This window comes from Skermanella sp., from assembly GCF_059503625.1.
The window spans coordinates 1-2,198 of sequence record NZ_JCACHA010000491.1; the positions used below are offsets into that span (position 1 = coordinate 1).

Here is a 2,198-nt window from a genome sequence, read left to right on the forward strand (position 1 = left end):
TTGACTAGACGTAGCTCTCGTCCGCATGGACCGACTCCTGCATCACTTCGCCCAATTTGCCCGTCGTCGTGACCTTGACCTTGACGGGCAGCATAACGGCTTCGATCGACAGCAGTTCGCCACCCACTTCCGTCCAAGCCAAGCCGGTCGTGACGCCGACCAGATCCTCGAGTTCCGCTTCGCCGAAGCGGAACTTCTTCACGCCGGCGTATTTGTCGAGATTGCGCCGGGTGACCTGGATCTTGTCGAGACCCTTCATCAGGATCTCCTTGATCGCCTTGCGCGCGAGGTTGGCGATCTCACGCTCCAGGCTGCGGACGCCGGCCTCACGGGTGTAGTAGCGGATCAGGTCGCGCAAAGCGTCGTCCGAAACCGTGAACTCACCCTTCTTCAAGCCGTGCGACTTCAGCTGCTTGTCCAGCAGGTGCCGCTTGGCGATCTCGACCTTCTCGTCCTCGGTATACCCGGCAACGCGGATGATCTCCATGCGGTCCAGCAGCGGCTGCGGCATCCGCAGCGTATTGGCCGTGCAGACGAACATCACGTCCGAAAGGTCGTAATCGACTTCCAGATAGTGGTCGGCGAAGGTAGCGTTCTGCTCCGGATCAAGCACCTCCAGCAGCGCCGAAGACGGATCGCCGCGCCAGTCGGCACCCAGCTTGTCCACTTCGTCCAGAAGGAACAGGGGGTTGGACGACTTCGCCTTCTTCATGCCCTGGATGACCTTACCGGGCATCGAGCCGATATAGGTCCGACGGTGGCCGCGAACCTCGGCCTCGTCACGCACGCCGCCGAGCGACATCCGGACGAAGTTGCGGCCGGTCGCCTTGGCGATCGACTTGCCGAGCGAGGTCTTGCCGACTCCGGGCGGACCGACGAGGCAGAGGATCGGCCCCTTGACCTTGGTCATGCGCTGCTGAACGGCGAGGTACTCGAGGATGCGCTCCTTGACCTTCTCAAGACCGAAATGGTCGGAGTTCAACACACCTTCGGCAAGCTTGATGTCACGCTTGATCTTGGTACGCTTCTTCCAGGGGATGCTGACGATCCAGTCCAGATAATTGCGGACTACGGTAGCTTCCGCCGACATCGGGCTCATGGAACGCAGCTTCTTCAGCTCCGCCAGCGCCTTCTCGCGTGCATCCTTGGACAGGCGGGTCTTATTGATCCGGTCTTCGAGCTCAGCGACTTCATCGCGGCCGTCTTCCGACTCGCCCAGCTCCTTTTGGATCGCCTTAAGCTGCTCGTTCAGATAGTACTCGCGCTGGGTCTTCTCCATCTGCCGCTTGACGCGGTTGCGGATGCGCTTCTCGACCTGAAGAACGCCGATCTCGCCTTCCATGAAGGCATAGACCCGCTCAAGCCGCTCACCGACCGTCGCCGTCTCCAGAAGCTGCTGCTTCTCCGGAATCTTCAGCGCCAGATGGGATGCGACGGTATCGGCCAGCTTGCCGGCTTCGTCGATCTGATTGATCGACACCAGTACTTCCGGCGGAATCTTCTTGTTGAGCTTGATGTACTGCTCGAACTGGGAAACGACGGCGCGCGACAGGGCTTCAAGCTCCTGCGACTCGCCAGCCTTTTCCTCGATCAGTTCGGCATGAGCCTGGAAAAAGTCGTCGTTCTCGGAAAACTTCGTGATCGAGGCGCGTTGTCCGCCTTCGACTAGAACCTTTACGGTGCCGTCAGGCAGCTTCAGCAACTGAAGCACGGTACCGATAGTGCCGACGGAGTAGATGTCCGCAGGCGTGGGATCATCCTGTGAAGCGTTCTTCTGAGTGACCAGCAGGATCTGCTTGTCGTCCTTCATCACGTCTTCCAGCGCGCGCACCGATTTTTCGCGCCCTACGAACAGCGGCACGATCATGTGCGGGAAAACGACGATGTCCCTCAGCGGCAGGACCGGATACAAAGCTCCACGGGGGATTTCAAACATATGATGCGCCTCTCGTGTGAAGGCCGTCAGCCCGAAATAGGCCTGAAAAGAGTCTCACCCCTTGGTGGGCGTAAGAACAGTCATCGGCTGTTCCTAACGTGGCCCAAGTCCCCTGCCCCTTCAAGGTCTTGAAATGTTGAAGAGGCATCATAGGGACTTCAGGCCCGTTTCATGCGCCGGGAGCGAGATCGCCACGCCGGTCGGAATAGATGTAGAGAGGCTTGGCCCGTCCCTCCACGACTTCCTTGTTGATCATGATTTC

At 59.4% G+C, this 2,198-nt stretch carries 1 protein-coding gene; it reads right to left on the reverse strand.

Annotated elements, in window-relative coordinates; all coding sequences use genetic code 11:
* Positions 1-4: 4 nt before the first annotated feature.
* Entirely contained in the window at positions 5-1,936 is a 1,932-nt protein-coding gene (gene lon, locus AC5JJ6_RS10700) for an endopeptidase La (protein WP_496042019.1), read from the reverse strand.
* Positions 1,937-2,198 lie beyond the last annotated feature (262 nt).